Source organism: Natronobeatus ordinarius (assembly GCF_024362485.1).
GTDB lineage: Archaea > Halobacteriota > Halobacteria > Halobacteriales > Natrialbaceae > Natronobeatus > Natronobeatus ordinarius.
Map to the genome: position 1 here is coordinate 2506941 of NZ_CP101456.1, position 23496 is coordinate 2530436.

A 23496-nucleotide genomic window follows, 5' to 3' on the forward strand; every position below is an offset into this window, starting at 1 on the left:
ATGAGTGCATTCAACGCAATCGGAGCAGAACGCGAGATCGACCGTGACGAGTTCACGCCCGGTCTCGAGCCCCAGCCGACCTGGTGTCCGGGCTGTGGTGACTTCGGTGTCCTCAAGGCGCTGAAGCAGGCCCTCCCGGAGGTCGGGAAGAACCCCGACGAAGTCCTGACCGTGACCGGGATCGGCTGTTCGGGCAAGCTGAACAGCTATCTCGACACCTACGGCTTCCACACGATCCACGGCCGCTCGCTGCCCGTGGCCCGTGCAGCCAAGCTCGCCAACCCCGACCTCGAGGTCATCGCCGCAGGTGGCGACGGCGACGGCTACGGCATCGGTGGAAACCACTTCATCCACACGGCCCGGGAGAACCACGACATGACCTACATCGTGTTCAACAACGAGGTCTTCGGCCTGACGAAAGGCCAGACCTCGCCCACGAGCCCGAAAGGTCACAAGTCCAATACGCAGCCCTCGGGCAGCGCGAAGTCGCCACTTCGACCGCTGTCGATGTCGCTGAACGCCGGGGCGACCTACATCGCCCGCACCGCGGCCGTGAACCCGAACCAGGCCAAAGAGATCATCAAGGAGGCGATCGAGCACGACGGCTTCGCCCACATCGACTTCCTCACCCAGTGTCCGACCTGGAACAAGGATGCGCGCCAGTACGTCCCGTACGTCGACGTCCAGGAGTCCGACGACTACGACTTCGACGTCACCGATCGGCGCGAGGCCGCCGAGATGATGTTCGAGACCGAGGACGCCCTCCACGAGGGCACCGTCCTCACCGGCCGCTACTACGTCGACGAGGAGAGCCCCTCCTACCAGGAAGAGAAGCTGGCCAACGGCGAGCTACCCGAGACGCCACTGGCCGAGCGCTACTTCGACGACGACTACGAGTGGGAGCGCAGCTACGACCTCCTCGAGCGACACACGTAGCCCGGCAGACCCCGATTACCGACCGTTTTTCCCGATCCGATCACGACGAGCGCGCCCGTCACGAGACGAGTTCACGCCGCGCCCCAGCCCTGCGCGAACCGTTTGGTGAGCTGGCTCAGGACGAGCAGCGCGGCGAGCAAGCCTCCAAACGCCGCCGGATAGAAGCCGTACAGCGCCTGGTGGACCCCGTAACCGACGACGAGCAGTCCCATGAGGAGCGCGGTCGACCCAGCCCGTCGCGAGACGTAGTCGGGGTCGACGTCCTCGTCGTAGTGAACGTGGAGGTCCGCCCGTCCGCGAAATGCGATCAGGAAGGCAGGAATCAGGATCACCAGCCCGCAGAGGACCCAGAAGAGGCCAAGCACGAGGTTGGCGTCGACCATCGGTGGTCGTCGGTTGGGGGAGCGAATAAGTCCGACGGTTGCCCCTCGAGCGTCGACTCTACTCCGTCCGTCAATATTCCTGACCGTCAGTCGTGAATCGACCGACGGCGCCCACATTCCGCTGGCAGTCCGTTGTTTTCGAATACAAAAGATATTTTCCCGCGCGAGCAAAATAGTACGACATGAGTACCCAATCGACGGCGAACCGGATCCTCGAGGTGCTCGAGGAAGACGCCCAGGCGTCGTACGCGGAGATCGCCGACCGCGCAGGCGTCTCGAAGCCAACCGTGCGAAAGTACATCAAACAGCTCGAGGACGACGGCGTCATCGTCGGCTACTCGGCCGACGTCGACCCGAAGAAGCTCTCGAGCCAGACGATCGCGCTGGTCGGGATGGACGTCGCCAGCGAACGCTACGTCGAGGCGACGAAAGCGCTCAAAGAACTCGAGGACGTCGAGTCGCTGTACACCTCGAGCGGCGACCACATGCTGATGGCCGAAGTCCGGGCGAGCGACGGCGACGAGCTCGGCGAGATCATCTCCGAGGAGATCCTCGAGATCGAGGGCGTCACGGCTGCCCACCCGTCGTTCCTGCAGGAACGGCTGAAGTAACGTCCGCCGAGACGTCGAGTGACGCCGCTCGATTGGCCGACGTGAGGAGGGGAGTGAGTTTTCACCGACGGACGCGTCTTTCGGAGTATGCCGAGTTACGAGCGCGTCACACGCGTCGACGCCCCGCTCGAGGAGGTCTGGCAGTTTCACTCCCGCGTGGAGGGACTCGAGACGCTCACGCCGGACTGGATGCAACTTCGCGTCGAGGGGGTGATCGGCCCCGACGGCGAGCCGGAACCAGCAGTTCTGGAGGAGGGAGCGGAGATCGAGCTGTCGATGCGGCCGTTCGGCGTCGGGCCGCGCCAGTCCTGGACCTCGCTGATCACCGCCCGCGAGCGCCGCAACGGCACGGCGTACTTTCGCGACGAGATGGTCGACGGCCCGTTCGACCGGTGGGAACACACCCACGCCTTCTACGCCGACGGACCGGAGACGATCGTTCGCGATCGGGTCGAGTTCGAACTCCCGCTGGGTGGCCTCGGCGACGTGCTCGAGCCGTTCTCGCGGATCGGGTTCGAGCCAATGTTTCGCCACCGCCACCGACGGACGCGACGCGTGCTCGAGAGCCAGTAAGACCGACCGGCCAGGACCGGGCACCAATGGTTCGATCGTCGAAACTGTTCGACGGCTGAACCAAACGGGCTTTTGCAGCTGTCGGTCAACGTGGAAGTATGTCCAGATTCGACGACCGGACAGTCGACAGGCGATGGGTGCTCGGAACGATCGGTGCTGGGACGGCGGTCGGGCTCGCCGGCTGTCTGGGTGGTGATGATGAGGACGACGACGGTGGAACTGACGACGGTGCGGACGGCGACGACGCGAACGGCGACGCCGACGACACGAACGGCGAGGGGGAGCTCGCGTTCGACGAGGCCGACTTCCCCGAGGGGCGTGAGTGTGCCGTCTGTAGCATGGTCGCCAGGGAGTATCCCGACTGGAACGCCCAGCTCGTCCACGAGGACGGTCACCGGGAGTACTTCTGCTCTGCCGGCTGTCTCTCGGCGTACTACGCCGCACCCGAGGAGTTCGGCGGTCCCGATTCGGAGATCGTCGGCGTCTGGGTCACCGACTACGAGACCGGAGACCTCGTCGACGGCACCGACGCCTACTACGTCCGGGTGACCGATCCGGATCACGTCGACGACATCATGATGCGCAACCCGACGCCGTTCGCCGACCGCGACGACGCGGTGGCGTTCGTCGAGGCGTTCGACGAGTACGACGAAGCGGACATCATCACGCTCGAGGACTTTGACATGGACCTGGCGATGCTGTATCGCAGTCGGTTCTTCGAGGACGGTGACGACGGCCACGGCCACGGCGACGACGGCCACGGCCACGGCCACGGCGACGACGGCCACGGCCACGATCACTGATCGAATCGGGGACGGTCGACGATCCACGTCGACCGACGCGTGCCAGCCTCGACATCGAACCGTTCGACCGGACGTACTCTCGAACTACCCAAAACACAGTGAGAGTAGATCGCCTCCGCGAATGTAGCTTCACGCTGGCCTACGAACCCGGCACCGGCCCGGTCGTAGACTACTTTTTCGACCAGCCACAGCTTCGGCTGTCGGTGGTTGACGTCACGACCGGCCGTCGGTCGGCCGTACGCTTCGTTCGACTCACCGGCCCGCCGGAAGCGGTCGATCGACTGCAGACGGTTCTCGAGGAGCGCGAGTACCTCCCACGGGCGATCGGTGACGGACGGTGTCGTGGATGGAGTTCGTACTCGCCCCTCGAGTGTGCCCCGGGACGGCGGCTGGTATACGTCGCCGTCGACGAACTCTCGGGGGAGCCGTCCGTTCTTTCGCTCGTGTCGACACATTTGCGCCGAGGGACGGTCACCGAGCACAGCCAGCAGGGTGGTCGGGAACGGTGGCGGCTACTGGTTCGGGCTGCCGAGCCAGTCCGTGAGGTGTACGATCGCATCGACGCGGCCTGTGGGGACGGCGTGACGGTCGACGTCGGACACGTCGGGACACCGAGGGAGTGGGACGAAGACTGGATCGCTGCACCCGAGTTGGCTGGCCCGCAACAACAGGCGATCGTACAGGCAGCTGCGAACGGCTACTACGAGCGACCCCGGGAGATCACGCTCGAGGAGCTCGCTGACGAACTCGACGTGCCAGCATCGACGCTGTCCTATCGCCTTCGAGTAGCCGAATCGACGCTCGTCGAACGGTACCTGGATCGGTGTGCCGGGGCGGGCGCCCCTTCACACATCTGACCGCGGAAATGCGCCACTCCGAAGGCGGCGATGGGTCCCGACGGACCGGTTCGACGGCTGGACCAGACGCGTTTTGACTGGTGCGGACCAACTGTCGGTCATGTCCAGACCCGACCAGCGATCGGTCGATAGACGGTGGGTGCTCAGCACGATCGGCGCGGGAACGGCGATCGGCCTTGCCGGCTGTCTCGGTGACGAGGCGGACGACGAACCGGTCGACGAGGGAGACGACGAATCCGATGCGGCCGACGACGAAACCGGGGAGGCAGAACTCGCGATCGACGAACCGGCTGACTTCCCCGACGATCGGCAGTGTGCCGTCTGCAGCATGACCGCCGCGGAGTACCCCGACTGGAACGGGCAGGTCGTCCACGAAGACGAACACCGGGAGTACTTCTGTTCGACGGGCTGTCTCGTCGCGTACTACTTCGCCCCCGAGAAGTTCACGTCCGGCGATCCGGACGAGCCGATCGTCGGCGTCTGGGCGACGAGCTTCGAGAGCGGCGATCTCGTCGACGCCACCGAGGGCTACTTCGTCTACGAACAGGACCGCGAGCGTCAGGACTTCCCGATGCCGATGGGCAGTCCACTCGCGTTCGAGGATCGGGACGACGCCGTTTCCTACGTCGAGACGTACGACGACCTGAACGAGGACGACCACGTGATCGTGCTCGAGGACGTCGACCGCGAAATCGCGGAGTTCTACCGGGCCCCGCGACTCGAGGACGAACGCGACGACGGCGACGGAGCGGACGACGACCACGGCCACTGACGATCACTGAATATCGTCTCCACGGCCCACGAGGGCGGCCACGCCTCGAGTAGTTTCGAGTCCTGTACCGGACGGGTTTTTCCGTTCGCGAACCGAGGGATACTCCATGAGCAGAGATTCGACCGGTGACACACCGGTCGGCCGACGAGCGCTCCTCGGGACGATCGGCGTCGGTTCTGTCGCCGCGTTCGCGGGCTGTTTCGGTGACGACGACGAGCTGTCCCAGCCGGACGGCGGTACCGCCGGGAACACGCCCGCCCAGTCGTACGACGACGTCCCGATCGACGAACTCGCCGACTTTCCGGACGATAGCTGTGAAGTCTGTGCGATGCTTCCGGCGAACTTCCCCGAGTGGAACGCCCAGCTCGTTCACGAGAACGGCGACCGCGGCTTTTGCTGTACGCCTGGCTGTGCGGTCGCCTACTTCGCCAAGCCCGAGGCGTTCGGCGGTCCCGACGCGCCGGTCGCCAGCTTCTGGATGACCGAGTTCGAGACGGCCGAGTTCATCGACGCCTTCGAGGCGACGTACGTCTTAGAGTACGAGACGGGACACATCGACCAGCCGATGGGACGAAATCCCTACCCGTTCGAGAACGAGGACGACGCGTACGGGCTCGTCGCCGACTACGACCATCTCGAGGACGAACACGTCGTGACGTTTGAGGAGATCGACGAAGAGATCGCGAGAGAGTACCGCCACTTTTAGTGCTTTGCCAAGCCTGCTCTGCAGGGTCGAATTCGTCGCCGAAGGCCGGTTCGACCCTGCAGTCGACGCTTGGCGGAGTACTAGGCCCGAGCTCGACGATCCGGGCGCCGGGTCCCGACGGGTCGAACCCTCGACGGCGGCGTCAATCGCTTCCGCGAAGGGTCGCGTCCGAGCGTTCTACCCGCCGTCGCTGGTCCGCTGAGAGCGTCGACGACTGGAACGTCGCCCCGGAGATCGTGACCGCGTCCAGTTCGACCCCCGAGAGATCGGCACCGGTCAGCGTGGCCCGCGAGAGGTCTGCCCCGTCCAAGAGACAGTCGCGTAGCGTCGCGTCCCGGAGATCGCCTCCGGAGAACGTGGCCGCGGTGGCGTAGCCGCTCGAGAGGTCGGCGCCGACCAGCGCCGCGTCCTCGAGTGACGCCTTCTTCAGGCTCGCGCGCGAGAGGTCGGCACCCCGCGCAATCGCCCCCGAGAGCGTCGCCTTCTCGAGCGTGGCCTCCGAGAGATCGGTCCCGGAGAGGTCGGCGTCGGCGAGGTCCGCGCCCACCAGGTCGGCTTCCCGTAGATCGGCTGCCGAGAGGTCCGCGCCCACGAGCGTCGCCCGGCGCAGGCTCGTCTCCTCGAGGTCGAACCCCGAGAGATCGGCGGAGGGGAGGACGGCACCGCGCAGGTTCGCGTCCCGAAGGTCCACCTCGCGCAGGTCGGCGACCGAGGGAAACGGGTGTAACAGCACGCCCTCGATCTCCGGCTCGTCGCCGAGTCTGGCGGCCGTCAGGTCGACCTCCCAGCAGTACGAACCGCCGTACGCCGCACCGCGGAGGTCGGCGTCGGTCAACTCGGCGTTCGCGAGGGTCGCCTCGTTCAGGTTCGCGTCCGTGAGGTCCGCCCTCGTCAGCACGGCGTCGGTCAGCGTCGCTCGCCACAGGTCCGCACCTTCGAGCGCGGCCTCCGAGAGGGTCGCCCCGGCAAGCGTGGCGTTTCGAAGCGTTGCCCCCGGGAGATGCGCCCCTCCCAGATCGGCGTCGGTCGCCGTCGCACCCGAGAGGTCGGCGCCCGAGAGGGTCGCTCGCCGCAGGGACGCCTCCGCGAGCGTCGCGTCCGCCAGGGTCGCGTCGGAGAGGTCGGCGTCGGTCAACGCCGCTCCCGACAGGTCGGCACCCCGCAGGTCCGCGCCCGAGAGGTCCGCCCCGCGCAGGTCCGCAGCCGAGAGGTCGGCGCCCGAGAGGGTCGCCCCGGAGAGGTCCTCGCCGGCCAGATCGGCACCGGCAAGGTCCGCAGCCGGCAGCGTGGCGTCAACGAACTCGACCGCGAGCAGGTCGGCCCTCGACGGGTCGGGGCCCAAGAGCCACTCGTCCGACCGGTCAGTCCCCCCGAGGTCCGCGCCCGAGAGATCCGCCCCGCGGACGTTGGCGTCGGTCAGGTCCGTCTCGGCGAGGTCGACGTCCGCGAGCGTCGCCTCGAACAGCGTGGCGCCGGCGAGGGTCGCGTCCGTCAGGGTCGCCCCCGACAGGTCTGCGTCGGCCAGGGTCGCCCCCGAGAGGTCTGCGCCCTCGAGGTCGGCACCCGCGAGGGTCGCTTCCCGGAGGTCGGTGTTCGAGAGGTCGGCGCCCCGAAGGTCGGCGTCCGAGAGAGTCGCCCGCCACAGACTCGCTCCCGCGAGCCGCGCGGAACGGAGGTCGCCACCGGAGAGCGTCGCGTTGTCGAACGTGGCGTCGGCGAAGTCCCCGCGGGCGAGGACGGCCTCGGTAAACGTCGCCCACTGGCAGTCGACACCGACGGCGTCGGCGTCCGCCAGGGTCGCGCCGGCGAGGTCCGACTCGGCGAGCGAGCCCGCGGCGAGCGTGGTCCCCCGCAGGTCGGCCTCGGAGAGGTCCGCCTCCCGGAACGTCACCCTGAAGAGGTCCAGGCCGCGAAGGTCGGCGCCCGGGAGCGACGCGCCCCGGAGTTCGGCGCCGTCGAGCCGCGCCTCGACCAGCCGGTCGATCGAATACGTCGCCCACCCGAGGGACGCCCCTGACAGCGCCGCGTCGTGGAGGTCCGCTCCCCGGAGGTCTGCACAGTCCAGCCGCGCGTCCGTGAGGGTCGCCTCGCGCACCGTGGCGTCCGAGAGGTCCGCCTCGAACAGGTCGGCACCGGCGAGGTCGGCCCGCTCGAGCCTGGCGTCTGCCAGCGTCGCGCGATTCAACGCGGCGTCCGAGAGGTCGGCGCCCCGGAGGTCAGCCTCGGAGAGGTCGACGCCGTGCAGCCCGACCCCCGAGAGGTCCGCCCCGGCCAGGTGCGCACCCGACCGGAGCCGGTCGGGGTCGATCTCCGGATCCGACTCGTTACCGTCGATCATCAGTTCCGTTGCTCGAGCGTGGGCCCGTAACGGTTTCGGATCGAGTACTACCGGTTCCCGAGCCGCGGCGCCGCCTCGCGTTCGGTGAGTTGGACTGCCTGTCCCGTCTCACTCGAGCGATAGATCGCGTCGATGACTCGCTGGACGACCAGCGCCTCCTCGAGTGTGTTCGTCTCTGGTGGTTCTCCGGCGAGGACGGCCTCGAGGAAGGTCGCGTCCTGTTCTTTGTACCCCGTCTGGGTGGCGTCGCCGGTGAGTTCGACGTCGGCGTAGTGATCGCCGCCGGCGGTGCCGGCCTCGAGGATGGTGAGGGAGGTGTCACCGACGTCGAACCGAGCGCCGGCGTCGGTGCCGTGGACGACGAACTCGGCGGTGGGCTCGCGGTTGGTCGCCCAGGCGGCCTCGAGGACGATCGTTCGGCCGCCGGCGAGCCTGAGGAATGCGGTGACCGAGTCGTCGACGCCGTAGGTCTCGGCCTGGGCGTCCCACTTGGCGCCGAAACCGTCGGGGTCGGCGTACTCCTCGCGCGTGCCGAACGTGGTTCGGGTGACGCCCGAGACCTCTTCGACGGCGGGGAACTCGAGCACGTGGAGGGCGAGGTCGAGCGCGTGGACGCCAATGTCGATCAGTGCGCCGCCGCCGGCGAGGTCGTCGTTCGTAAACCACGAGCCAGGACCGGGAACGCCGCGCCGGCGGACGTAGTTCGCCTCGACGTGGGTCAGGTCGCCGAACCGGCCGCGCTCTCGCTGGGCGTCGAACAGCGCCGTCGAGGCGGCGTGACGGTTGTGAAAGCCGACCATACAGATGGCGTCGGATTCGGCTTCCGCCTCGGCGATCCGTTCTGCGCTCTCGAGGGTGTGGGCGAGGGGTTTCTCCACCAGTACGTCCCGGCCGGCCTCGAGCGCCGCGATGGCGATGGGTTCGTGAAATCGGTTGGGCGTCGTGACGACGACGGCGTCGACGGCGTCGTCAGTCACGAGCGCTTCGTGGTCGTCGTACGTTCGGGCACCGAACTCGTCGGCGAACGCACGCTGCTGTTCGGGAACGAGGTCCGCACCTGCGACGACGTCGGCGCCGAGTTCGCGGAGATTCTGGGCGTGGAGATGACCCATCCCACCGAGTCCGACGATACCGACGCCGACGCCCGCGCCGATCATCGAGAAACCCCCGATTGACGCCAACAACGGCCGATGAGCGGGCGGTCAATCTCCTCTTTCGAAGTCGTTCGCGTACGGTGCCGAGAATTCATTACTAGAGGGGGAGCGGGCGATCGAAATAAGGATTGTGACCTACTAATCGCCTCTTCTTGACGAATGTCATAAAATCTTGTATGTTTATCGCAGTCTGTAACACTGCGATCGGTGTCGGATCCGACGGGGAGAGCCGTAATCACGAATTAGGAGCCGTTCGATCGGCCGAGTTTTTACGCTCGAGGTGGCGGTCCTCCTATGGCTGCCGTCACGATCTGGAACGAGTACCGTCACGAGCGCGAGGACGAGGCCGTCGCCGCAGTCTATCCCGACGGCATCCACGCGACCATCGCGGACGCACTCGCCGACGAACACGACGTACAGACGGCGACTCTCGACGACCCCGAACACGGCCTCACCGTGGACGTCCTCGAGTCGACCGACGTCCTCTGCTGGTGGGGACACGACGCCCACGACGAGGTCGACGACGCGGTCGTCGAACGGGTTCACGAGCGGGTGCTCGAGGGAATGGGCCTGCTCGTGCTCCACTCGGCACACTACTCGAAGCTCTTCAAGCGACTCATGGGAACGAGCTGTAGCCTGCAGTGGCGCGAGGACGGCGGCCTCGAGCGGCTGTGGGTCGTCGATCCCGGCCACCCCATCGCCGACGGGCTCGGTGCGTGGTTCGAACTCCCGGAGACGGAGATGTACGGCGAGCCGTTCGACGTCCCCGAACCCGACCGGCTCGTCTTCACGAGCTGGTTCGAGGGCGGCGAGGTGTTCCGAAGCGGCTGCTGTTATCGTCGGGGGAGCGGCCGGATCTTCTACTTCCGGCCCGGCCACGAGACGTATCCGATCTACGAGCACGAGACCGTCAGGCGGGTACTCAGAAACGCCGTCGACTGGGCGACACCGGTCGACGGCTCGCCGCGAACGTTCGGCCACCGGGAGCGGTCCTGACGGTCAGAACGTCTGTTGCCCTTCGTCGGTGATCACGCTCTCGAGCAGCGTGATTGGCGTCGCGTCGTACGCGGGATTCAGGACGTCGAACCCTTCGGCGGGTTCGGGCATCACCTCGCTGCCCGGCCGGTAGTCGTTCTCGAAGACGAACCCGTCGGCGATGATCTTCGAGGCGGAGCCGACGACGGTGACCGGGACGTCGAGTTCGTTGGCTGCCGCAGCGAGCGAAAAGGTGCCAACGCGATTGTAGAGCGTCTCGCCGACGATCGACGTCATCCCGACGACGATCCGGTCACACTCCTCGAGATAGTACCCTCCCGCGCTGTCGGTGATCAGCGTGACCTCGACGCCGTCCATCTCGGCCAGGGTCCGGGCAGTCTTTCGGCCGATGTACCGTGGCCTGGCCTCAGTGACGTAGACCTCGAACGTTCGACCCTCGTCGGTAGCGAGCTCGAGCGCCTCGATGACGGTCGAGGAGTAGTCGTGGGTGAGCAGCGTCGTGCCGTCCTCGAGAACCTCGAGTGCGTGTTCTGCGGCCAGGCGCTTCGCGGATTCGACGCGAGCGACGACTCGGTCGATCGCTTCGGCGGTGTGTGCTTTCGCTTCGGCGACGTCCGCGGCGTCGGCCGTTTCGACCTCGTCGACGACGTTCCGGATGGCGTTCTGGAGCGACGCGTGCGACGGGTTGGCCCGCCTGAGCGCCGTCCCGTTTCGTTCGAGGTCACGAACGTACTCCTCGGCGGTGGCGAACTCCCGATCGAGTAGCTCCTCGAGCGCGCGCGTCGCCTTCACGGCGACTACCGAGGAGCTGTGCGTCTGCATTTCCTTGATCTCCTCGACCGTCTCGTCGATCATACTCGAGTGGACTCTCGACCGGCCCAAAGAGCTTCCGGGTATAGTACTCGTTACAACCGCTCGAAACCCGCTTGTGAGGGCACCCCTCTATCATTTGCGTGGACTTGACGCGGGCGCGGTCGACGACCAGTTCGACCGCGTCCGCGATGCAATCCTCGACGAGGCAGCTCGCAACCGCGTGTTTACTCGGCCAGTCGATGTCGCAATCGGCGTTCACGACTGGCTCTATTACGGGGACGAAGAGACTCCTCACGTCTGTACAACGGATCCAGCGGAGAGAACCGACCGCGCGTACAATTTCATACCGCCTGTATTGTCGATCCAAGCGTCCGATTCACGCTTGGATCGGTAGCCCCGGAGGGGAGCGATACCGACGAGTTGGCGGAGGTGAGTGATTAGCGCAACAGATGAATACGTAGCCAGCGTATTCTTCGTGATAGCGGGAGCACGTCGGTTTGAGGTCGTTGAGCATCTGTCGAACGCGGAATTAAACCAGGCAATTGAGGAGGCCCAGAAGGCGGACGAGACCCGTCTCGTCCGGCGACTTTGTTTCGTTAAGAATCTCTACGCCGGAAAGACTCAATAGCAGACGGGTGTGGCTGTTGGCGTTTCTCAACCAACGAGTAGTCGCTGGACACGCGTATGGAATGAAAAGGCTGTCGAGGGCCTACGCCCACGCTTCGGCGGCGGCCGGCCGCCGAAGCATACCCCCACGCAGTGGGCTGAAATCTGTACCACGCTTGAGGACGGCCAGCCGTGGACACCACGCGAGATTCACGCACTCATCGAAGATCACTACGACGTTACTTACCACCCGACCCATCTCGCCCGGAAGCTCCGGGACTCAGGAATGCACTACGCGAAGCCACGGCCGATGGATCCTCGAAGTCCTGCCGACGCTGAGGAGATTCTCGCCGAGCGCCTGATCGAGGCGCTCGGCGAGAACAATCGAGACACCTCGGAGGATGATCCAGTTGTCTTCGGGTTCTTTCGATGGGTCGTGACCACAACCGTTCGAGAACTCCCAGCGAATGTGGTCGTACGATCGCACCGTCCAGATAAAGAAACCGTTAGTAGCAGTGCCGTGGCGGTCGATCGGCTTCTACGCGTTGACTGGGAACGGCGTGATCACGTACAAAGAGCGGCTGGTCAAGGAGACGATCGTCGAGGCACTCGAAGAGATCCGCGAGCAGAATACGCGGGGCAGGATTCTGCTCGTGGCCGACAATTTCGGCTCTCATCACGCCAAACTCACCCAGGAACGGGACGATGAACTCGGTATCGAGTTCGTCTTCATTCCACCGTACTCGCCAACGTTGAACGCGATCGAACCGCTGTGGAAAGATCTCAAACGCGATATCTCACCAACTATCTTCGGGGGCAAAGACCACTTCCGTGAGTTTCTCACCGAGACGTTTCTCCGGTTGAGTCAACGACTCAGCTTCGCTGTTGACTGGATTGAGATCTTCCTTCCCGATATTCAGGTGTTACAGTGATCACTCTACTCTGCCAACTCATCTCAGACGTCCGCAAGTACGTCGAAATCAACCGACTCTATCTCGATCGTGGCTTCTACCATGTTCACCTCGCCCTGACACTCGAGGAACTCGACGTTGAGTTCCTGATGCGTGCACCGCAAACGCGAAAGGTGCAGCAGTTCATTGACGAGCACGATAACGACACGTTCATCGCAGAGTACGAGATGGCTCGGTCAAACCCGCCGACGGGCCGGACGACAGTCCGGCTCGTCGTCGTGCCGCATTGAACACGAGGAGACGACTATTTCTGTCTGATCACCAACCGCGATCTTAACGTCAGTGCCGACGTCGAGATCGCTTGTCCACTCACCGGAGCATATCGCCGTCGCTGGGGTATTGAGACGTCCTACCGGAAGATCACGGAGTTTTTACCGAGAACGTCTTCACCGACGTTCACGGTGCGGTTGTTCTACTTTCTGTTCGCCGTCGCACTGTACAATCTGCGGGTATTGACGAATCTGCTCGTTACCTCATCTCGGACTGTCGGGACAGACCCAGTCGTCCCGACCGCCTTGTTTCGAGCGTTTCTCGGCCAAATACCATACGGATAGCGGTTATTTCGGCGACAAACTCGGGCTGATTCGCCCGAGTCAGTACGCCTTCTCAGTACTATAGTACTCATTGAAACGATTTACACCCGGTCACAGCCGAGCGGTCAGCCTCGATCCTCTCGACGAGGCTGACCGCCAACGGTCGTGACCGGGTGTGCAATGACTTTCAACGGTTACTATAGCAAGACCGGGAGAACACCGGCTAATGGGATGCTTCAACAGCTGTTGTACTCTCTGGCCAGCACTGAGTACGGTTTCACAAAGCCGGAGCCGATACGAGACTTCAATCATCACGGATTTCCTGATCGAATCAGCAACTGCTGTTCAGTCGTGGGTAGCTGACTCGGTGTCAGCCCATGTACTGCGGCGAACTTGACGGCAAGATCTCAGGCACGAGCGGCGAGTTCGGGTTCTGCGTCACGAGACTCGCGCTCAAAGCGGCGAAGACCATCACAATCAAGGGGCCGTCTTGTAGATGTCGTCGTACATCAGCAACACTGGACGCGCGACCATATCGAAAGCCGAGTGTACGAACAATGTGATGGGTGGAGAACAGCGGAGTCGATAGAGGTGGGCTTTGGCGTCTGTGGTGGTAGGCGGGGCTGTTGTGCGGTCTACTTCTCTTGGGGTGCAGGTCTTCGGGCAGTTTCCGAACCGCTGATACTGATAGATGTGAACTGTTGGGTGGACAAAACTGTCCGCTTCGTTCTGGACCAACTATCTTCGATTTCAGAGTAACAACTGTATAGAATTGACAACCATCCAGGTAGACCGAGCATTTTATATTGATGCGTGTTGAAGTCATGACTGCATGGCAACAAGTCACGCTGAAGGCAATCACTCGCTGGTACTGCCCAGTGTGGTGTATTTCGGTTCCGCTTTTGTAATTGGTCTACCCGTGATGTACGTCGTTTACGCGGTTCTCGTAATGATACTCAATCTCTTTCTACTCAACTGGATTGTTACCTCTGCTGTAGGAATAACAGTCGTTGCTGCAGCATTTTTAGTCGGTATGTGGGTCGCTGGGAAAGTAGCAACCCACCTTTTGAATAGACTTTATTGAGTGTGTGAAGCGATCTAGGATTATTTTGTGCTGAACGTCCAGCCTACGCAAATTGAGCTGAATCTCGTGTGTCATTTATGTATAACTGCCCAGAGTGACCCGTTGACGGTGGAGTCGTCGTAATTGACAAGAAACAGATCGAGGAAGACGGAGAAAAGAAGTAGTTGTGCTCCGCGATTGACACAGAATCGAAATTCCTACCCGAGATCGTTGTATTCGGCCGCCGGGGAGTCCGATCCCGCGGCGGCCCCCTCTCTCGGCTTGAAGAAAAACACGAGCTCATCAAGACCGAAGTTCTGATTGATGTTGGCAGCCATTTTCTTCTCTTGTCCGTCGCAAGTTGAGCAGTTAATTCAACTACCATGAACGGAACCCCATCGAAAAACGGTTTGAGACGGTCTTGGTGCAGATTAACTGCTTTCTCGTTCTGGTGGGGCGATCAAGCCAGCGGCGAGCACTGTCTGGCCATATCGCCTACTACGGCTACTTCCTGAGTATCAAACCCTCTGAAGTCATCACCTATCCAAAAACTCAAGAAGAGAAATGTGAATTATAGCTACTATCTCAAAAGATGTATAATAAGCAAAGCTTATTACTATAGGTGTTGAACATGTAGTTGCAATGCGCAGAAGAAATGTCATAACCTCGGCTGGCGCACTGTTCGCACTAGGCGGAATTTCCACCGTCTCTGGAAGACCAGATAATCAACCGGTACCGGCAGAGGATGCTGGTGTTGAAAAGGCAGTTAAGAAACTTCTAAGGAAAGGACAACACAAACAGGTGAAGGAGCTTCTCGACAGACATAACGTGAACTATGTGATGGAGTCCCAATCAGTAGCGTCTGACGACGAAGCGAGTACTGAGGGTCGGTATTCAGAGTCGTCCTCGGAACTTTACCTAACTGTTGTTGAAATGAGTGGAGATGATCGGTGGTTGGCAACAGGTGCGGGCACCTTATCTAACCGGAGGACCAGAGTCAGAGATGCTGCCATTATCGAAGATGCCTGTGGTATAACCGTGGACACCAATGAATGGACACTGCTAGGATCCGACCACATTTGGTACAACGCAGATAGCGACGGGTATAATGGGGCGGATATGGAAATAACAGACGTTGACCCGAATGCCGGAGTCTCAGCAGAAGTGACTCTACCGCAACTTCTAGATGACAAAACTACTGTTAATTTACAAGTAGAACTCGAAAAGACCGGCAGCGTAGACGAGGCTCCGATATTTTTCGATTACGAGCATACATGGGCGTATTTGGACGTCGCCCCATCCATACAGACGTATATAGAGACGGAGTCTGACAATGGAATCTTGATGGTTCTCCTTGATTATGCTAGTACGGCATGGGATGTGAATCTAGACGCTGCACCAGGTGGTAGCGACACGTCATGAATAAATAACCTCACTAAAGAACTCACGGGTGTGTCAATCTTAGCGTGAGGGAGACGGTTGAGCTAAGCTACATTGGTGCCTTGAGAATGCTCGACCGTATGGTTGAGAAGATTTATCAGTAGAAAGCACATAGTTGTGAGAACGGACTGCTCTATCGTCTTGTCACCATGGCGACACCATACTGGACTGTTACCGCCAGATCAAACAACTTGATCGATCATACGAAGTGATCTGATTATAACCTCACCACATTTGATTCCTAATAGAAGGCGATCGACTGAGTCGACATAAAGTCACCGCCAACGAGACGAACGTTGGAGTCGACTACGAGGAGATTTACAGGTAGACGGGCGATCGGTTCACTGTCGGATGTCGTGGGAAGTGCGTCACTCATCGGGATTACCCACGGGATCGCGGTCGTTGGTGGGGTACTCCAAGATCGGTTCACCGGAAACGTGGAGTGCAAGCTGCGGGTCGATCCCTATCGGGATCGGCTCGGCGCCGATCACGAACGCCACGCGCCGGATGTACTTACAGCGCCGGTTGCGGTACTGGTGGTCCGGGCACTCGCACGCACCGAGGCGCGCGTCGACGAAGTACACCCGACCGGACTGGGAGACAACCATGTATAAGCCGTCGACGCCGCGAGCGCGGTCGTAGTCCTCGAGGACGGTCAAATACTGAGTGAGCGCTCGCTCGTTGAGCTCGTCGACGGTCTCCTGGGCGTCTCCGTCGGCGGTGGTCGCGACCGCCATCACTGCTCACCTCCGCCGTCGGCGTCACCGTACTGATCACGATCATGGGTCGACTGCTCGAGCTTCAGCCGTGATCGTGGGAACGAGTACCGCTCGAGTGGTTCGACGGTAACGTCGGTCTACTTCGAGAACACCACCAAGACGACATCGTCGTCCGCAGGGTAGTCGAGGTTCACATCCGCGATGATGGTGTTCTTCTTGAACTCGTACTCGGCGGCGCTCTTAGTCGGTAGTTCGACGACGAGCATCGTCGTCCCGGCGACCTCACGGTCTCGATGACGTGGTCACCGACGTGCAGCGCCGGGGTTTTCGCGTCGGTCGGCTGCTCACCGCCAGGGCAGATCGGCTGGACCGTCGCGCGGGCCCGCTCGGCCTCGAGGGTCTCTGCCTCGTACCCGTCTTCCGGCCAGGGCTCGCGACCAGTGGTGCGGACGTCAGCAGCGGTGATGATCGTCATCGTTACGCGCGGACTGCCTCAAGGTCGAACTCTTCAACGGGTACTATAGCGACTCGACACACGACGGGGCGACGAGCAGCCCCACCCTCGTCCGGACGGTGAAGTCGAGTCGATCGGACCAAGTACCATATAAGACAGTTTTAAGCGTAGGCGAACGTTCTGGACGTATACGACCATGACACTCGCCGAGGAGACCGAAATGACCGACGGGGAGATCGACGAGTTCCTCGGACGTAGAGAAACCGGGGTGTTGACCCTCGCTCGAGGGGACGAACCGTACGCGATTCCGATCTCGTACGGCTACGACGCCACCGGTCGAACGTTCTACCTTCGGCTGGTGTCGACGCCGGAAAGCGAGAAGCGCCAGTTTCTCGGTTCGTCACCGCAGGCGCGCCTCGTCGTGTACGACGAGGCGCCCGAATCGACCTACCTGAGCGTCGTCGCGACCGGCACGCTCACGGCGATCGATCCGGCGGAGCTGACCGTCGACCGGATCGAGCAGTACGGGGCTGCCAAACGCCCGCTGTTCGAGATCTGGGGGGCGGAGAAATCGAATCTCGACATCGTCCTCTACGAGCTCGAGCCGGACGGGCTGAACGGTCGACGGACGGACGTCGACCGCGAGGCTGTCAGCGCAGAGTAGGGCACTGCGCTGCACAGTGGTGGGTCGTCGATCGCCAGCACATCCTGTCTGTCGGAACTGAGTACCGGATCGCGGGCCGACTTGCGGTTTTCGGGAATGCCTGACAACAGCCGGTATCAGAGCCGGGCGAGGTGCGCAGAGGAGTGGCTCAACAGCGGCCCGAGTTCCCTCAGTCGCGGTCCCGGTTCGACCTCGTTCGCCGTCCGATCCCACCGAACGACCGCCAGGTCGTCGAGCAGCGGCAAGTGGACGTGATGCATGCGGATCATCGTGCTCGAGTCGTCGTCGACGTCGAGTCGCGAACAGAGCGTGGCGACGTCGATCGGCCGCGCCGGCCCTGCCTCGGCGAGCGCGATCAGTATCTGTCGCCGCGTCTCGTTCGCGATCGCGGCGATCAGCGCATCGGTTTCGATCATTGTACCCCAGGTGGTGTTGCCGTCGTGATAGACATCGGTCCTCGATATACAGGGCTCTTAGAAGGGGGGCAGTACCGTTCACGAACGCTGTCCAATCCCTGCGGGCCGGGAGCCGATGCCCTGTCAGGTTCCTGCTGGTCGGGGCACGATGCGCGTTTCGGACCCGACGCACGAGCCGCGACGGGATTCGTCAGAGGTATCCTGCGTCCTCGAGTCGGCTTCCCACGTCGCCGTCGTCGAAGAGCGGGTCCGTCGCCGCCGCGCCGTAGACGAGGTCGTCGTAGCGAGCCCGGACCGCCGGATCGACGAGCAGCCCGTCGGGAACCGAACCGGTCATCAGCGAGGGGACGGGACGACCGAGCAACGCCATCGTAATGGGCGCGACGTCGACGAGCGAGAGTCGGCGTGTGGGGGCCGTCCCCGTGAATCCGGGCCCCGTGCCCACGAACACCCCTTCGAACCCGAGTCCAACGGTGTCGATCGATTCGAACCGCCGACCGGACAGTGCCGCCGAGACGGTGTGGTTCATCCCCTTCGGCAAGAAGCAGACGTCCGGAGCGCCTTCGAAAAAGTGCCCCTCGTGGAGGTGGTCGCGTCGGCAGACGAACTCGAACGCCGGCTCGCCGTCTGGCGTCTCGAGGGCCGTGAGGAGCTCGACGAGTTCGTCACAGACTGATTCGTATCTCGACGGCGGCACGTTCCCGTACGGTTCGCGGCCGGCGAGATTGATTCGAACGCCCATGCAGGTCTCGTCGGGACAGTACGCGATCGACGAGTACCAGTCGATCCGGTCGTTGGTCGAATCGGACGACCCGTCGACGAACTCGGCGAGTGTGGACTCGAGTCCGAATCTGGCCATCACGCGGTCGCCGGCCCGGAGCGCCCGTTCGATCGGCCCGCGGTGCTCGCGACCGTCACCCTGGCCGATCTGAAACGAGGGCGTCGGCGGCTCGCCGCCGTCGGTCGGCTCGAGAAAGCCGACCTCGCGGAGGATTTCGTTGATGGCGATGCGATAGCCGGCGACGGGAGAGACACCGCGTGTCGAACAGCAGACGACGTTGGTTTCCTCGCCGACGGTCTCGAGGACGCCACCGACGAACGCATCGACGGCCTGGTAAAGCGGCTCGAGTTCGCTCGCGTCGTCGGCCTCACCGACGGCAGTCTCGAGTTCGTCGAGCCGGACGACGGCGAGTTCCCAGTCGGTTCGCTCGAGGAGCGAGCTGACCGCACGACGACGCCGGTCGACCGAGTCGACGAGTGTCTCGACGCCTGTCCGTTCGTCTGTTGGCGGTTCGGTGAACGGATCACCACGTTCGTCGGCGAGTTCGTCCCGGATCCCCATCGGGTGGGCCGGTTCGGTTCCAGCCGGCGAGTCTCCGGGGACGAGCACGCCGTTCATCGGATCAGCCGGTTGTGTCACGGGGACGTTCAACACCACCGAGGACGTCCCCTCACTCGAGAGGTAGTCCCACATGGCGGGCCGACGGACGTCGATGCGAGAGGCAGGCTGTGGGTCGCTCGGGTAGGCGTCGTACGTGAGCGAGCCGTAGACGCCGTGGTGGCTGGGCTCGCATCCCGTGTACAGCGATGGCCAGGCACAGCCGACAGAGGGCGGGTGGGTGGACTCGAGCCGTGCCTCGATTCCCCGGTCGCACAACCCGGTGATGGTCGGCATCGACGACGCGTCCCGATCGAGGTGGCGAACGCCGAGTCCGTCGATACCGATGACGACCGTCCTCATTCGTGCCTCGTCGTGTTCGGTCGGCGCAGTACGCGTCCATCGTCGGCCGCTGCGATCCCACCCTCGAGTCGGGTCATCGATCGAGGAGTGTGCGCCCCGTTCCTTTGTTATCGACGTGTTTCTGGCGTCGACGACGGGTTCAGCCCCCGCTTAGCGGTATTTCGGGGGGCCGCTACCAGCAGGTATCGTCTCCGTTCTCCACCGTCGAGGACGGCGACTGTGACGAGGGCTCACCGGTCACGCCAGCGCTCGAGGTCCGCCAACACTCGCTCTTTGAGGTAGCCGAGGTCGGCAGCGAGCCGCTCTCGCGTCCGCTCGAGAGCCACCGCCAGAACCCGTTTCGTGCGGTAGCAGGCGTCGGCCAGTTGCGCACGGGCGTACCCGAGACCGATCGAGAGTCGTTCGCCCGCGTGCTGGAGGCGAGGGACGAGCCACGCCCGCGAGCGCTCGAGCCCGTCTGAGAGCCGTTTGCCCGCGTGCCGGAGACGAGGGACGAGCCACGCCCTCGAGCGCTCGAGATCGGCGGAGAGACGGTCGCCGAGGCGATCGCGGTCGAGTTCGAGTCGATCTCCGAGCCGGTTCGCGGCGCTCGAGAGACCGACCGCCGCCAGCGTTACCACGACGAGCAACAGCGTCGCCGATCGATCGACGCCCGTCGAGAGCCGCTCTCTCAGGTGCTCGAGTCCGGTCGTGAGATACTCGGATCCGGTCGAGAGGTGTGCTCGCACGCTGGCGAGGAGCGGTTCGGTCTCCCGTGAGTCGGGGATCCAGTGGCGGACGTACGGGAACTCGAATCCGGCGGCCTCCTCGAGTAGGTCGAGGACGACCACGTCGTCGGGCTCGAGGCCCCCGGCAAGGCCGACGACGGCGAGAGAGGCGAGTCCGGCCACGACCAGGAACGGAACGAGGGTGAGTATCGAGACCGAGAGCCACGGCGAGAGGAGGACGGCGGCGGGGAGCAAGACGACGGGGAGAGAGAGGTACGCCCGCGTGGCGGCCGGCGAGAGGGGCGTGATGTCATAGCGGATCGCGAGGATGGCGCAGATGACGCCGTGGAGGGCGATCAGCGACGTCACCGAGGCGACCGCCGCGCCGACGTAGCCATAGCGGGGGATCAAGAGGAGGTTGACGACGACGTTGAGCGTCAGGCCGACGACGTTGCCGACGGCGATCCAGGTGGTTGCGCCGACGGCCGAGAGCGTTTCTCGATCTCTTCCGGCGGCGGCCGAGAGGAAAAAACCGGTCGCGAGGATCGGCAACACGAGCGCGGCGTCGGTGTAGGCGGGGCCGAAAAAGAGGTGAATCACGTCTCGAGGGAAGACGACGAACAGACAGAACGCCGGGAAGGTGAGCACGTACACCCACTTCGTCGTCGTGGCGTAGATGTCGTCGACGGCGTCGCGGTCGTCGTCGGCGTCGAGCCGAGAGGCGATCGGCAGGTAGAGGAAGCCGAAGGCGGTGAGCGCGACGAGCAGCCCGTTCGCGAGCGGATAGGCGGCGTCGTAGATGCCGACTTCGTAAGAGCTGCGGAAGTAGCCGAGCATGAGCGTGTCCGTCCGGGTGAGCATGACGCCCACGACGGTGGAGACGACGAGCGGCGCGGAGAAGCGAACGAGTTCTCGCGTGTGCGTACGGAACGGGCCGCGAAGCGGCATGAGCCGCGCGAACAGCAGGTGAGCGACGAGGAACGTCGCCACGGCCGCGAGCAGGTAGGCGACGCCGGCGGCGACGATCCCCATCCCGGCGAGCAACAGGAGGCCGATCAGACCGATTCGCAGGAAGGGATCGACGAAGTCCTCCGCGACGGTCCGAAACACGGTGTTCTCATAGCCCCTGATCCCCGCGACAGCGATCCGGAAGCCGACGGTGAACGGCAGCGCGAGCGCGAGCAGCCGGACGAACGTCACCGCTTCGGCCGTTTCGAAAAAGGTCGCGGCGAGCCACTCGGCCGCGAGGAACAGCCCCAGCGCGCCCACCAGAGCGAGCGTCCCCGCCACCAGCAGGCCGCTGACCCAGACGCCCCGCTGATCCGTCCGATCCTCGTATCGCGGGACGTACCGGGAGACACCCTGGGTAGTCCCCGCGAGCGCGAACGTCACCGTGAACGTGAGCAGCGCGAGTCCGACGCTCACCTCGCCGTAGGCGTCGGGCGAGAGCAGCCGACCGATCACCACCCGCTCGCCGAGTTTCGCCACCGAGGCGATGATCCCGCCGACCAGCACCAAGGCGGCACTCGAGAGCAGCGCCGACAGCTCGCGCGTGCGATCCGCCATCAGAGGTAGCCGAGGTCCTCGAGTCGCTCGGTGACGTCGTCCTCGTCGTCCTCGGGGGCGGCGCCGGTCGCGTAGGGGACGTCACCGTACTCGGCCCGGTCTACCGGCTCGTCGAGCAGCCCGTCGGGAACCGTCCCCGTCATCCGAGATGGTACCGGCCGGCCGAGCAGCGCCATCGTCACGGGCGCGACGTCGGTCAGCGAGAGCCGGTCCGCTTCGTACCCGTCCGCGAAGCCGGGCCCGACCCCCAGGAACACGCCGTCGACCTGGTGATCGTGATCGTCGACGGGGACGAATCGCTGGCCGTAGAGCTTCGTCGAGACGGTGTGGACCATTCCGGCGGGTCGGAACAGGACGTCTGGGGCGTCCTCGGCGTACGGCCCGTCGAAGACCGCCTCGCGCCGGCAGACGAACTCGAACGCCGGCTCGCCGTCGGGCGTCTCGAGGCCAGCGAGGAGCTCGATCACGTCGTCGCGGACGGCCTCGTACTCGTCGGGGGAGACGATACCCTCCGGTTCGCGGCCGGCGAGGTTGATCCGGACGCCCAGCTGGGTCTTGCTCGGGCAGTACGCCCGGGAGGCTCGCCAGTCGACGCTCTTGCCTGCCACCTCCCGGACGACGTCGGGGGCGAGTCGGACGAGCGCGGACTCGAGGCCGAACCGCTCTGCGACCCCGTAGACGTGGCCCGGCTCGATCCCGAGCCCCGACGCGACGCGACTGCCGGCCAGGACCGTACGCTCGAGTGGGCTTCGCCCCGCCGAATCGGGTTCCGTCTCGGTGTCGGCCCCCGTCTCACCCATCAGGGCCGCTTTTTCGGGGCCGAGCCAGAGGCCATCGTCAGTCTCGTCGGTCGCCTCGACGAGCCCGTGCTCGGCGAGCACCTCGTTCACGTGGATCTGATAGCCCGTGACGGGGCCGATCCCGTGATCGGAGCAGACGATCACGTTCGTCTCCTCGTCGACGACCTCGAGGACGTCGCCGACGAGGCGGTCGGCGGCCTCGTATATCACCCGGAAGTGGTCGTCGTCGTCGAAGTTGTGGAAGACGGCGTCGGTCTTCTGGAGCTGGAAGAAGGCGAACTCCCAGTCGTGGCTCTCGAGCAGCCAGCGGGCCGCCCGTCGCCGGCGATCGAGCAACTCGAGGTAGCCCGCGAACTTCTCATCGGAGTCGCTGCTGAGTTCGCCGCTCGAGTAGACGGTGTACGCCTCGCCGATCGCCGAAGAGAGTTCGTCGCGAATCCCTTCGGGGTGGCCCGGCTCGTCCTCCGCGGCGAGGTAGCCGGGGACGAGCACGCCCTCGATCGGCTCTGCGGGGTGGGTTATGGGGACGTTCGACACGATCGAGGCGATTCCCTCGGCCGAGAGGTAGTTCCAGATGGCGGGTTGACGGACGTCGGCCCGCGAGACGAGCCGTCCCTCGTCCGGATAGCCGTCGTAGTCGAAGAAGTCGTAGACGCCGTGATAGCTCGGATCGACCCCGGTGTACATCGACGGCCAGGCGCTCCCGGTCCACGGCGGGTGGGTGGACTCGAGCGGAGCCTCGATCCCTCGGTCACGAAGCGCGGTGAGGTTCGGAAGCGAGGAGGCGTACCGATCCAGATACCGAACGTCGAGCGCGTCGAAGCCGAGGACGACGGTCTTCATCGGCTCACCACCGATCCCTCGAGTTCAGAAA

General features: G+C 63.8%; 22 protein-coding genes and 2 pseudogenes. 14 read left to right on the forward strand and 10 right to left on the reverse strand.

What is annotated here, in order from left to right; all coding sequences use genetic code 11:
- A complete protein-coding gene (locus tag NMQ09_RS12830) occupies window positions 1-936 on the forward strand; it encodes a thiamine pyrophosphate-dependent enzyme (protein WP_255190976.1) in 936 nt (311 codons plus the stop codon).
- 71 nt (window positions 937-1007) lie between these two features.
- Here the strand turns inward: NMQ09_RS12830 and NMQ09_RS12835 are convergent, their stop codons facing one another.
- Entirely contained in the window at window positions 1008-1319 is a 312-nt protein-coding gene (locus NMQ09_RS12835; protein WP_255190977.1) for a hypothetical protein, read from the reverse strand.
- A gap of 182 nt (window positions 1320-1501) precedes the next feature.
- On the opposite strand from NMQ09_RS12835, the gene lrpA1 reads away from it, so the two are divergent.
- The 6 genes from lrpA1 to NMQ09_RS12865 all read left to right on the forward strand — a co-directional run bounded on the left by lrpA1 (window position 1502) and on the right by NMQ09_RS12865 (window position 5641).
- Complete coding sequence (lrpA1, locus tag NMQ09_RS12840) at window positions 1502-1930, forward strand: HTH-type transcriptional regulator LrpA1 (RefSeq protein WP_255190978.1); 429 nt, start codon at window positions 1502-1504, stop codon at window positions 1928-1930.
- A gap of 87 nt (window positions 1931-2017) precedes the next feature.
- Window positions 2018-2503 (forward strand): SRPBCC family protein, encoded by a 486-nt coding sequence (locus NMQ09_RS12845; protein ID WP_255190979.1) that lies wholly within the window; start codon window positions 2018-2020, stop codon window positions 2501-2503.
- Between the two features lie 98 nt (window positions 2504-2601).
- The gene (locus NMQ09_RS12850; RefSeq protein ID WP_255190980.1) at window positions 2602-3306 is read left to right on the forward strand and encodes a nitrous oxide reductase accessory protein NosL; all 705 of its coding nucleotides are present in this window, start codon (window positions 2602-2604) and stop codon (window positions 3304-3306) included.
- Window positions 3307-3404: 98 nt separating this feature from the next.
- Complete coding sequence (locus NMQ09_RS12855) at window positions 3405-4163, forward strand: helix-turn-helix domain-containing protein (RefSeq protein WP_255190981.1); 759 nt, start codon at window positions 3405-3407, stop codon at window positions 4161-4163.
- 100 nt (window positions 4164-4263) lie between these two features.
- Window positions 4264-4935, forward strand: a complete 672-nt coding sequence (locus NMQ09_RS12860) for a nitrous oxide reductase accessory protein NosL (RefSeq protein WP_255190982.1) — start codon at window positions 4264-4266, stop codon at window positions 4933-4935.
- Between the two features lie 106 nt (window positions 4936-5041).
- A complete protein-coding gene (locus NMQ09_RS12865; RefSeq protein ID WP_255190983.1) occupies window positions 5042-5641 on the forward strand; it encodes a nitrous oxide reductase accessory protein NosL in 600 nt (199 codons plus the stop codon).
- Between the two features lie 142 nt (window positions 5642-5783).
- Here NMQ09_RS12865 and NMQ09_RS12870 read toward each other — a convergent pair whose 3' ends face one another.
- Entirely contained in the window at window positions 5784-7979 is a 2196-nt protein-coding gene (locus NMQ09_RS12870; RefSeq protein ID WP_255190984.1) for a pentapeptide repeat-containing protein, read from the reverse strand.
- Between the two features lie 47 nt (window positions 7980-8026).
- The gene (locus NMQ09_RS12875) at window positions 8027-9136 is read right to left on the reverse strand and encodes a Gfo/Idh/MocA family protein (RefSeq protein WP_255190985.1); all 1110 of its coding nucleotides are present in this window, start codon (window positions 9134-9136) and stop codon (window positions 8027-8029) included.
- 291 nt (window positions 9137-9427) lie between these two features.
- On the opposite strand from NMQ09_RS12875, the gene NMQ09_RS12880 reads away from it, so the two are divergent.
- A complete protein-coding gene (locus NMQ09_RS12880; RefSeq protein WP_255190986.1) occupies window positions 9428-10129 on the forward strand; it encodes a ThuA domain-containing protein in 702 nt (233 codons plus the stop codon).
- A gap of 3 nt (window positions 10130-10132) precedes the next feature.
- Here the strand turns inward: NMQ09_RS12880 and NMQ09_RS12885 are convergent, their stop codons facing one another.
- Window positions 10133-10984, reverse strand: coding sequence for an eIF2B alpha/beta/delta subunit family protein (locus NMQ09_RS12885; RefSeq protein ID WP_255190987.1), 852 nt, complete (start codon window positions 10982-10984; stop codon window positions 10133-10135).
- A 595-nt stretch (window positions 10985-11579) separates the two neighbouring features.
- On the opposite strand from NMQ09_RS12885, the pseudogene NMQ09_RS21175 reads away from it, so the two are divergent.
- The 5 genes and pseudogenes from NMQ09_RS21175 to NMQ09_RS12905 all read left to right on the forward strand — a co-directional run.
- A pseudogene (locus NMQ09_RS21175) lies at window positions 11580-11846 on the forward strand (helix-turn-helix domain-containing protein); the annotation flags it as partial.
- A gap of 166 nt (window positions 11847-12012) precedes the next feature.
- Window positions 12013-12480, forward strand: a pseudogene (locus tag NMQ09_RS12890) (IS630 family transposase); the annotation flags it as partial.
- Window positions 12477-12749: a hypothetical protein gene (locus NMQ09_RS12895; RefSeq protein ID WP_255190989.1), complete on the forward strand. Its 273-nt coding sequence runs from the start codon at window positions 12477-12479 to the stop codon at window positions 12747-12749. The pseudogene NMQ09_RS12890 and the gene NMQ09_RS12895, both read left to right, overlap by 4 nt.
- Window positions 12750-13884: 1135 nt before the next feature.
- On the forward strand, window positions 13885-14136 hold the full coding sequence (locus NMQ09_RS12900) for a hypothetical protein (RefSeq protein ID WP_255190990.1): 252 nt from the start codon (window positions 13885-13887) through the stop codon (window positions 14134-14136).
- A gap of 621 nt (window positions 14137-14757) precedes the next feature.
- Window positions 14758-15537, forward strand: coding sequence for a hypothetical protein (locus NMQ09_RS12905; protein WP_255190991.1), 780 nt, complete (start codon window positions 14758-14760; stop codon window positions 15535-15537).
- Between the two features lie 386 nt (window positions 15538-15923).
- Here the strand turns inward: NMQ09_RS12905 and NMQ09_RS12910 are convergent, their stop codons facing one another.
- Together NMQ09_RS12910 and NMQ09_RS12915 are read right to left on the reverse strand one after the other, a co-directional pair.
- Window positions 15924-16292, reverse strand: a complete 369-nt coding sequence (locus NMQ09_RS12910; protein WP_255190992.1) for a hypothetical protein — start codon at window positions 16290-16292, stop codon at window positions 15924-15926.
- 119 nt (window positions 16293-16411) lie between these two features.
- Window positions 16412-16540: a hypothetical protein gene (locus NMQ09_RS12915; protein WP_255190993.1), complete on the reverse strand. Its 129-nt coding sequence runs from the start codon at window positions 16538-16540 to the stop codon at window positions 16412-16414.
- A gap of 384 nt (window positions 16541-16924) precedes the next feature.
- Here NMQ09_RS12915 and NMQ09_RS12920 point away from each other — a divergent pair, with 384 nt between their 5' ends.
- On the forward strand, window positions 16925-17392 hold the full coding sequence (locus NMQ09_RS12920) for a pyridoxamine 5'-phosphate oxidase family protein (protein ID WP_255190994.1): 468 nt from the start codon (window positions 16925-16927) through the stop codon (window positions 17390-17392).
- Window positions 17393-17508: 116 nt separating this feature from the next.
- On the opposite strand, the gene NMQ09_RS12925 is transcribed toward NMQ09_RS12920, so the two are convergent.
- The 4 genes from NMQ09_RS12925 to NMQ09_RS12940 form a co-directional block, all read right to left on the reverse strand.
- The gene (locus NMQ09_RS12925; protein ID WP_255190995.1) at window positions 17509-17808 is read right to left on the reverse strand and encodes a hypothetical protein; all 300 of its coding nucleotides are present in this window, start codon (window positions 17806-17808) and stop codon (window positions 17509-17511) included.
- A gap of 190 nt (window positions 17809-17998) precedes the next feature.
- The gene (locus NMQ09_RS12930; protein WP_255190996.1) at window positions 17999-19549 is read right to left on the reverse strand and encodes an alkaline phosphatase family protein; all 1551 of its coding nucleotides are present in this window, start codon (window positions 19547-19549) and stop codon (window positions 17999-18001) included.
- Window positions 19550-19779: 230 nt separating this feature from the next.
- Window positions 19780-21822, reverse strand: a complete 2043-nt coding sequence (locus NMQ09_RS12935) for an oligosaccharide flippase family protein (RefSeq protein ID WP_255190997.1) — start codon at window positions 21820-21822, stop codon at window positions 19780-19782.
- Window positions 21822-23465 (reverse strand): alkaline phosphatase family protein, encoded by a 1644-nt coding sequence (locus NMQ09_RS12940; RefSeq protein ID WP_255190998.1) that lies wholly within the window; start codon window positions 23463-23465, stop codon window positions 21822-21824. The genes NMQ09_RS12935 and NMQ09_RS12940 overlap by 1 nt, the downstream gene beginning before the upstream one ends.
- Window positions 23466-23496: the final 31 nt, after the last annotated feature.